At 70.9% G+C, this 9,550-nt stretch carries 4 protein-coding genes and 3 pseudogenes; 4 read left to right on the top strand and 3 right to left on the bottom strand.

The features are described from left to right. Window positions 1-223: 223 nt before the first annotated feature. A pseudogene (locus ADK54_RS08665) lies at window positions 224-778 on the top strand (transposase); the annotation flags it as partial. 80 nt (window positions 779-858) lie between these two features. Here the strand turns inward: ADK54_RS08665 and ADK54_RS08670 are convergent. Next, window positions 859-2,304, bottom strand: coding sequence for a helix-turn-helix domain-containing protein (locus ADK54_RS08670; protein ID WP_159047672.1), 1,446 nt, complete (start codon window positions 2,302-2,304; stop codon window positions 859-861). Between the two features lie 202 nt (window positions 2,305-2,506). On the opposite strand from ADK54_RS08670, the gene ADK54_RS45770 reads away from it, so the two are divergent. Further along, window positions 2,507-3,139, top strand: a complete 633-nt coding sequence (locus tag ADK54_RS45770) for a hypothetical protein (RefSeq protein ID WP_053724966.1) — start codon at window positions 2,507-2,509, stop codon at window positions 3,137-3,139. 15 nt (window positions 3,140-3,154) lie between these two features. Then, the gene (locus tag ADK54_RS08680; RefSeq protein WP_053724967.1) at window positions 3,155-3,757 is read left to right on the top strand and encodes a hypothetical protein; all 603 of its coding nucleotides are present in this window, start codon (window positions 3,155-3,157) and stop codon (window positions 3,755-3,757) included. A gap of 74 nt (window positions 3,758-3,831) precedes the next feature. Here the strand turns inward: ADK54_RS08680 and ADK54_RS48540 are convergent, their stop codons facing one another. After that, window positions 3,832-7,611: an ATP-binding cassette domain-containing protein gene (locus ADK54_RS48540; RefSeq protein ID WP_053724968.1), complete on the bottom strand. Its 3,780-nt coding sequence runs from the start codon at window positions 7,609-7,611 to the stop codon at window positions 3,832-3,834. Between the two features lie 1,270 nt (window positions 7,612-8,881). Between ADK54_RS48540 and ADK54_RS47370 the strand changes: the two are divergent. Beyond that, window positions 8,882-9,040, top strand: a pseudogene (locus ADK54_RS47370) (helicase associated domain-containing protein); the annotation flags it as partial. A 240-nt stretch (window positions 9,041-9,280) separates the two neighbouring features. On the opposite strand, the pseudogene ADK54_RS47375 reads toward ADK54_RS47370, so the two are convergent. Then, window positions 9,281-9,433, bottom strand: a pseudogene (locus ADK54_RS47375) (transposase); the annotation flags it as partial. Between the last annotated feature and the right edge of the window lie 117 nt (window positions 9,434-9,550).

The following is a 9,550-nucleotide window of genomic DNA, read 5'->3' on the forward strand; positions in this document are numbered from 1 at the left end:
CCTCGGCTTCACCGTCCGCTTCGACCCCATTGAGGCCGCATGAACACAGCGCGCCGGTCACCTCGCTGACCTGGGCTCATCCTTCATTTTCGGACCAGCATCCCGCTGTCGACTCCCTCCGCATCTCGGGGGGAGCGTGTCTGAAAGATCGTGTAAGTCCGTGACATGACAGCTTGGCCTGGGGCTCGGCCTCGGGTCCCTGGTCAGGCGGATCGGTCGAGTCATGGCGGAGAAGACAGAACCGGTCGCAGCGGCGACCGGGGACGCGATGGTCGACGAGGTGGTCGAGCGGCTGCTCGACAAGGCTGATGCCTCAGGGGCGGCCCTGCTCGGCGAGGGCGGGCTGCTGACGGAGATCACCAAGGCCGTGCTGGAGCGGGCTCTGGAAGCCGAGATGAGCGAACACCTCGGTTATGAACGCGGCGATCGGGCAGGTCACGGGTCGGGGAACTCCCGCAACGGGACCTCACCCAAGACGGTCCTGACCGACGCCGGCGCCATCACACTGGCGGTTCCGCGGGACCGCAACGGCGACTTCGAACCAAGTCTGGTCCCCAAGAACGCCCGCCGCCTCGCCGGGTTCAACGAACGGATCCTGTCCTTCTACGCCCGCGGGATGAGCGTGCGCGACATCCGCTCCCACCTGGCCCAGATCTACGGCGTCGAGGTCGTGACCTGGCAGAACAGGCCCCTGGACGCGGTCTGGCCGATCATCTACATCGACGCGCTGTGGGTGAAGATCCGGTCGGGTTCGGTGACCTCGAAACCGGTCTACCTCACCGCGGCACCGCCAGGCCGACCGCAGGCGTGTGTGGGCTGGGGTGCTGGGTGAGGTCGGACCTGCCCCGTCCGCGCCGCCTATGGGCCTTCCCGGTTCTCGGGGCTCGCGCCGGCCCTGAGTCCCACCGCCGCCGTCGGGTCCTCAAGTCTCCACGCGTACTCAAGGGCGAACAGTCGCAGCAGGATGTGAAACGAGTAGCAGCCGGGGGCCGGGGATTCCAACAGCTGGGTGTCCACGAGTCGTTCGAGGACCGGCTCCGCCGCCGACTCCGTACGGCCCAGTGCGCGGGCCGCCTCCCTCAGGGTCAGGCCTGCGCCCTCATGTGTCGTGAGCAGGGGAAGCGCCGTCGCGGCGGCGCGGTCCATGGAGTTGCCACTGTGCAGGAGCGACTCGTACCCCTTGCGGAAGCCGTCGCGCAGCCGCAGGTCGTCGTACTCCAGCTCGTCCAGCCGGTGCCGCGGGTCGGCCAGCCGGTCGGCGAGTGCGCGTAGCGGCCAGGACGGGCGGGCCGTCAGCCGGGCGCTCGCGATGCGCAGTGCCAGCGGAAGACACCCACAGCTGCGGACGATCGCCTCGGCCGCCGGCCGGTCCTCCCGCAGGCGGTCCTCGCCGGCCAGCGCTCCGAGGAGCGCAAGGGCCTCGTGTTCCGGGAGCACTTTCACATGCAGGTGTACAGCACCGTTGACGGTGGCCAGGACGCGCCGGCTGGTGACCAGGACCCCGCAGCCTGGGGCTGCCGGCAGCAACGGCCGCACCTGGGCGGCGTCGTGGGCGTTGTCCAGTACGACGAGGAGGCGGCGGTCGGCCGCCAGGGCCCGGTACCGTGCGCCGGCTTCCTCCTCGTTGTCGGGTACGGCGCCGGTGTCCCCCAGTGCCCGCAGGAACCGGGCGAGCACCTCCGCGGGCGGCAGTGGGCGCCGGCCCCGAGCCGTCCCCATCAGATCCGCGTAGAGCTGGCCGTCGGGGAAGCGGCCGGCCAGCAGGTGCGCGGCGTGCACGGCCAGCGCGGACTTGCCGACGCCGACCGGGCCGTCGAGGCCCACGATCGCGCAGGGGCCCGGCTGCGGCTGCGGACGCAGAGCGTCCAGTCGGTCCAACTCACCTGTGCGGCCGCAGAGGTGGGGAATGCAGGGTGGCAGCTCGCGGGGGACCGGTGCCTCGGTCCGCTGCCCTGCGGAGCCGCGGGGGACAGCTCTGTCAGCGTATCGCCGTCCTTCTTCCACGCGGTCGCGGGCCGTGGCGAGAGCCCCCAGTTCGGCGCCGGTAGCCCCGAGGATCCGTATCAGATCGTCGAACCGGTCGGTCGGTGGCAGGGTCTTGCCGGCGAAGTAGTCCCCGATGACTCCGTGCGCCCAACCCGTCCTGGCCGCCAGCTCCCGGTAGGTGAGCTGCGAGTCGCCCTGCTGCCGGGCCGCCCGGCGCCTGAGGTGGCGCAGTGTGGCCGCCAGCCCCTCCATGGTGGCGATCCCGTCGAGACCTCGGGGCGCCTCGCCGTCAACTCTCTTGTCGGATCCCCGATTCATTCCCCTCCGCCTCTGTCCGGGCCGATCCGGATCCGTCCGGCTGCGGCCGGTTGACGGGAACGGCCGACGGCATTCCTGTAAATATCGGCGCAGTTCAACAACCTCATCCACCGGATGGTTTTCCGCCCGCTGTTCCATACGGCGTTCAACGGCAGCCGGTTCAGGGCCGGGCACGGGAAATCCTCGAAGGAGGCAGTCACCGATGAGTGTCATCTGCAACAAGCAGGAAAGCAGGCTCTTTCCTCTCGACGAGGAGACCAGCGAGCTGTATGCCCGGGTCGACGCACCGATCGCGACCGGTTCCGCCCATCTCATGCGGGCCGGTGCCGAGCTCCACCTGCTCCACTCCGACCTGGAGCTGAACGACCTGCGCCAGGCCACGGTGCGCGTCTCCTGCGCGGCCGCTGCGGTCAAGGCGGCTCTGGTGGAGTACGAGAGCTCCCACAGCATCGCCCGTGAGCTGGGCTTCTATGCCGTACACGACGAGGTGCTGCGGGCAGCGGGCGGTGGCTCCTTGCGAGTGCGGGAGACCCTCGAAGAGGCCAGCGGGCTCGGTCTTGTCGCGCTCGACAGCGAATCCCTGGGCGTCATCGCCCGAAGGTTCGTAGCGGGCGGGGACGAGGCAGCGTTCGGCCACTTCCTCTCCGAACTGCGCGAGTTCTCCGCGGAACTCGACCTTTTCGACCGAACGGCCGCGTCGGCGGATCTCTCCGCCTGGCAGCAGTTCCCCTGGAAGGCGATCACGCAATTCGATCGCATTCGGATCTACGGGCAGGCACTCGCCATCATCAACATACTCGGCACGGCGGGCACATCCGTCGCCGTCAACTCATAAGGGAGGGAAGGACAGATGAGCGTCAACTGCAACACTCTCTTCAAGCTGAGTCTTGAGTCGCTACGCGACAAGAAGCGACTCGCGGGAAACGCCGGACTCGCGCTGCTCGGCGCCACCGGCGACACCTACAAGGCCATGGAGCTCGCCGAGCACGGTGACGGCGCCGCCTCGGCGGGCGTGTACGTCGCCTCGGCCGAGGCGAAGCTCCGGAACGCGAGCGATCTGCTGGGCGAGGTCGTCTCGGTGCTCGTCTCGGGCAGCCTGAGTCCGGACGCGATCACGTGGTATCAGGGGCTCGACTACGACCGGCTGTACCGCGCCGGAGTCGACCACGGCGTACTGCCGCAGAACGTGAACATCTGGGCCGAGTTCGCCGAACTGATGGTGAGGGAAGGGCCGTTGAGCGTCACCGAGGCCTTCCGCGCCCGGGTCGCGCACGCTGCGGAGCTCATGACGCAGTGGCTGGTCTCCATGGGCGGCGCCGACTCCGTGACCAGGCTCGCGCGGCTGACCGCGGCCGTCACCGACCTGGCGGTGTACGCCCGGTTCGTCGGCTACGTCAACACGGTGGAGCCTCTCGACAAGGAGTGGCTGCGTCCGGTCACCGCCACCGGGTAGCCGCCCTGCTCCATCGAGGGAGCGAGAGCGCCGACACCCTCGGCGCTCTCGTCATGTCATGTCCGCATCGCGCTTCACCGGTACGCGCGCGCCTGCAGTCCATACATCCTGGCGTAGAGCCCGTTCCGCGCCATCAGCTGCCGGTGGCTGCCCACTTCCGCCACCGTGCCGGCGTCGAGGACGACGATGAGATCGGCCACCTGTACCGTCGAGAAGCGGTGCGACACCAGCAAGGTGATCCCGCCCGTGCCGTGCGCCGCGCGGGCGGCCGCGCCCAGCCGCTCGAAGAGCAGGTGCTCGGTTTCGGCATCGAGGGACGCCGTCGGCTCGTCGAGGACGAGCAGCAACGGCCGGTCGCGCAGCAATGCCCGCCCCAGAGCCAGCTTCTGCCACTGCCCACCGGACAGGTCGACGCCCGCCGGCCACTGCCTGCCCAGTTGGCTCTCCAGGCCGTCCGGCAGCTCGCCCGGAAGCTCGGCCGCCCCCGCCCGGCCGAGCGCACCGAGGACGGCTCCCCGGTCGTCGAGGCGGGGTGTGTCACCCACCCCGACCGTCTCACCCGCCAACAGCTCGTACCGTACGAAGTCCTGGAAGCCCGCGCTCAGCCGGGCGCGCCAGCACTCCGGGTCGAATGCCGCCAACTCTTCGCCATCGGCGCTGAGTTGCCCCTGCGTCGGCTCGTACATCCGGCACAGCAACTTGACCAGCGTGGTCTTGCCCGAGCCGTTCTCGCCGACCAGCGCCACCACGCTCCCGGCGGGCAGCCACAGGCTGATGTCTCTCAGCACCAGGGACGTCGTCCCGGGGTAGCGGAAGGAGAGTCCGTCGATGCCGATCCCGTGGCGCAGCGTGGCCGGGACCCCGGCTGTGGGGGTGGCCGGGCGCACCCGGCGGGCGTACCCGCCCAGCCACCGGAAGCGCTCGGCGCTCTGCAGCAGATCGACGACGATGCCGGTCGTCGCCACGAGACCCGCAGTGTGCCCGACGAACCTGCCCGCCAGCAGGACCGCCAGCAGTACGGCGCCCAGACTCGCCGATCCGCCGGCGGCGAGCGAGGTGACGAAGCCGGCGGCGCCGAGGAGGCACAGCGTGTTCAGCAACCCGGCGACGCCGCCGACGGCCGCGACCCGCCACTGCGCCCGGCCCATCACGGCATCGCCCCGGCCGCGCGCCTCCCGCTGCCGCCGCCGGATCTCGGCTCCGACGCCGAACACGCGCAGTTCCTTGCCCGCGGCGGGGGTGGCTGACAGCAGGGTGAGCTGAGCGGCGAGCCGGTAGTCCGCCGCCGACCTCTCCTGAGCGCGGGCGGAGACCTTGCGGGCCGCCACCTGGAGGCGCAGCGCCACCAGGCCGACGAGTGGCAGCGCGAGCAGCGCGGGGTGGATCAGCGCCAGCAGCACGGCGGTCACCAGGAATCCGCCGAGTTCCTCCAACAGGTTGAGCAGCCAGTTCAGCAGCCCTCCCATGGCGAGGAGGCGTTCCCTGAGCAGGTGCAACCGGTCCTGGAACGCGGGCGATTCGTGGTGGCGCAGCCCCGAAATCCCGGCCGTGAGACGGGCCAGCATGCGGTCGAAGGCGAAGCCGACCCGCTCGCTGAGCCCGATCCGCGCCGTGACTCCGGCCAGTTGGACCGCCTGCCCCACACCCAGAGTCGCCACCAGGAGCAGCGCGGCGGCCAGCGCGGCAGCGAGGTCGTGCCGGTCGGCTCCATCGGCCATGGACCGCAGCCACAGCGCCTGCAGCGCCCCGAGCCCGGCCGCGGCCGGAACCAGGATCAGTCCCAGGAGCGCAAGCCCCTTCGACTCCCGGAACGAGGCCGCGAGTACGGTGCCAAGTGCGGCGAAGGCGTCGGCGGGGCGACGCCGGTCGGGCGGCGCCAACTCTGTTTCTGGTACGGCCTGTTCGGGGATCGGGGCGGCGGAGGGGGGAGGGATCGGGGCGGCAGACGGGCCGTCCGCATGGGAGCCTTTACGGGAGCTCGTATGGGCGTCCGCGAAGTGACCCTCTCCCCCTTCAACCCCGCCATCGGTGAGGAAACGCGCCGCCTGGATCCGGTACATGCGCGCATACCGCCCGCCCGCGGCCATCAGCTGGTCGTGCGAGCCCGCTTCGACGACGCGGCCGCCGTCCAGGACGTAGATGAGGTCAGCCCTGCGCACGCCGGAGAACCGATGGGAGACCAGTACCGTGGTGCTGCCGCGCCTCACCCCCAGGAACCGCTCGAAGAACTCGGCCTCCGCGCGGGCGTCCAGGTGGGCCGTGGGCTCGTCCAGGACGAGGACCGCTCCGTCGCGGGCGGCGAGCAGCGCCCGCGCCAGCGCGACCTTCTGCCACTGTCCCCCAGACAGTTCGGTGCCGCCCGTGAACTGCCGGGACAGCACCGTGTCCCACCCCGAAGCGAGCTGCCCCGGCAGTGCCGCCCCGCCCGCGAGCACCAGCGCGCACTCCACCGCCTCCTGGTCACCCGCTGCCCGCAGGTCGCCGAAGCCGACGTTCTCGCGCAGGCTCAGCGGATATTTCACCAAGTCCTGGAACACGACGGCCAGTTGACGCCGCCAGGAGGCCGCATCGCAGGCTCGCGCGTCGGTGCCGTCGAGGGTGATCCCGCCGCTGTCGGGCTCGTACAGGCGGGTAAGCAGTTTGATGAGCGTGGTCTTGCCCGCACCGTTCGCACCGACGACCGCGACGGAGGACCCGGCGGGGATGCGCAGGCTGAGCCCGTCGAGGACCCGCCGGTCGGTGCCCGGGTAGGCGAAGGAGACCGACTCGACCGCGATCTCCCGGCACCCGGGCCGGGCGGAACCGGACACCGCGCCCGCGCCCTTGCCCGGGCTCCCGCCTGTTCCCTCACCGGTACGAGGACTACCGCCGCCAGAATCCGACGTGTGGCTGATCCGCTCCAGCTCGGCGAGCGCTCTCAGCCCCAACAGCCCGGTGCGCAGCAGATAGTCGGAGTCCCCGACCCAGGCCAGCGCGGGCAGGCCGACCGCCGCCTGCACCACGATCACCAGCCCCGCGAGGCCGAGTTCCCCGCGCGATGCAGCCGACGCGGCCCAGCCGAGCACCGCCGCCTCGGCGAGGACGACGAAGGCCACCGTTCCGTAGGCACGCCCCGTGGCCAGCCGCCGGACGGCCCACACCCTCGCCATGCCGACACGCCAGGTGTCGGTCATCCGGCCGACCAGCCAGTCTCCGAGGCCGAAGAGCCGTACTTCCGTGGCGGGTCCCGGCTCCACCGCGAGGCTTCTGAAGTAGCCCGCCCGCCTGACCACGCCGCTCGCCTCGGCCATCCCACCGTGCACACTGCGCGCGACGCCGAGGTAGGCGCGGTGGGTGAGGACGCCGGCGAGGCAGAGCACCACGGGGGCCCACCATGCGAACGGCGCCAGCAGACACACCAGTCCGATCCCCTGGAGCCGGGGCCGGACCACGTCCGGCAGCAGCCGCGCGAGCGCGTCGGGCCGCGTCTCGGGATCCGTAGCCAGCCGCAACGTATCGGCGTAGCCCGGGTCTTCCAGATGGGCGATCCCGGTCGGCCGGAGAGCGGCGGCCATCACCCGGTCGTCGACCGACTGCGTCACCCGCATCCGCAGCGCGGCCGTCAGTCCCGACTCCAGCGAGCCGAGCGCCGTCTGGGCGACCGCGACGGCACCGAACCCGGTCAGCGCGAGCAGCATGTGCCGCCCGGCGCCGGAACTCAGCCCGGAACCCACCGCGGCGGGCAGCGACCCCACCAACAGGCCCGTGACAAGGACGAGTAGCAATGCGGCCGCAGCTCCCCCCACGACGACCACGGCGAGCGCGAGCGCGAGCCGGGGCGATGCGTCCCACAGCAGCCTGGCCGCGGCCCCCACTCCACCGCCCTGTTCCGTTCGCCGCCCCCTCCTGAGCCTCTCCCTCATACCGCGGACCTCCAGAGCCGGATACCGGTAGCCCGGCGGATCCGACGCTCCCAGCGGCCCCGACCGGCCCGCCCCGCATCCCGGTCGCCACCGGTCAGGGCCGGACAGCCGCCACCCCAGGGCGCGCTGCCCGGCACCCCGGGAGGGGCGATCGGCCGGACCGGGAACGACTCGGAGGAGCGGTCGGGTCGTACACGGTCGGGTCGTACGTCGATGGGGCAGTCCGTCTCGATCCTGACCGGTGGGGTCCCGCATGTACGCGTACTCGGCGAAGGCTTCGACATCACCGGCGAGCGGGGCGTCGGAGCGCCGCCGGTCGCCGGGCCCCGCCCCTCCCGAAAGTCACCTCCTATGCCCTCCTTCCACCTTCATCAGCAATGGCATGACTCACAGAGGTACTGAAGTGCCCCAAGGACGACTGCCTGGTCGTAGTCGAGGTGGCCGCGTCCACGCAAGTGGTGTACGGCGCTGAGCAGGCCGCCCGGCCCCGCGCACCTCGGCCCGCGTGTCGGAGGTTAGACGCCCAAGATGGATACATCACGTCCGTGGACGTGACCAACCGGAGTGTGGTCGCCGCCGGGCTGCGGGAGAGCACGGGCGGCGACCACGAGCGCGGGAACTGCGCGGCTCCCCTCCGCGGAACCCCTGCGCTCCGTCGTCCTCTCCAGCGTTCCGGCATATCCGCGGAAGCGCACCCAGGTACGCGTAACTGGGAGGATCACGGGGCCAATTGCGGGCCCATGCCTGCGACGCAGGGCACCGCCCAGCGGGGAGGCAGCCCCACCGATTCGGCCGGGCTGGCACGAACTTGCCCTTGCGGCGCCACCCCCTGGCACAGGTTGCGACACCGCAAAGGCTGCTCCAGGGTGTTCCGGCCCCATCGGGATCCGGTTCGGGACAACACCCCTTCCAGCGCGAAGAGCTGACCGGCCGTTCGGCGCAGGAGAGGAACCGGCCACCGTGGTCTTCTTGCCGGTCTCAATCCTGCCTCTCCGCGCCCCCGATCGGCGAGGTGCCGAACAGCCCTGCCGATGGGGCTGGTTGACCTGCCTGCGGGGCCAGTCGGTCCGTTCTGTTGTGACCCGTGAGCCCGGGGCGTCAGGTGGTGCTGGCACCGGCTCGGTACAGGTTCCATGGAACCGCCCAGCCCAAGAGACACGCTCTGCCGCGGCCCGATCCGCTCAGGACACCGTCACACCGGCCAATCGTCGCGAGACCCCGCAAGACCGAGGTCGGCATCACCAAGGACTCCCCCCTCGGCAGATGGGTCCACCAGCAACGCAAAGCCCTGCGAACCGGAGAACTGGAGCCCCGCCGCAAGGAGCTGCTCGACGCGCCCGAGGCCGGCATGGTGTGGGAGCCCGGCGAGGAAGCCTGGGAGCAGGCCGAGGCTGTCCGTGATGATGCGCCGGCGCCTGCCATTGATCTTCTTCCCGCCGTCGTATCCGCGTGAAGCAGACGGCACCGAAGCGGCACCCTTGACCGACTGCGAGTCGATGATCGCCGCGGTCGGCTCACGGTCTCGGCCCTCGGCCTCGCGGACCCGGCCGCGCAGCCGGTCGTGAAGCTCCTTGGCCAGACCGGCCCTAAGCCACCTGCGGAAGAACCCATACACACGGTCCCATGCAGGGAAGTCGCCAGGAACCGAGCGCCACTTGACGCCGTTGTCGGTGACGTAGAACACCGCATCCAACATCTGCCGGTAACAGTAGCCCTCCGGCTGCCCGCCCCGGCCCTCCAGCCACGCCGGCACAGGCAGCGCATCCCGCACCACCGCTACTTCTCGGCGGCGATGCTCACTAGAGGACCATCCCTTCTGCAGCCCTGGTGGATAGGGTTGTGACCTCTCGGTCCCGGTGGGGTACGGCCAGCCATGCGAGCCGCTCGACGG

Source organism: Streptomyces sp. WM6378, assembly GCF_001279695.1.
GTDB lineage: Bacteria > Actinomycetota > Actinomycetes > Streptomycetales > Streptomycetaceae > Streptomyces.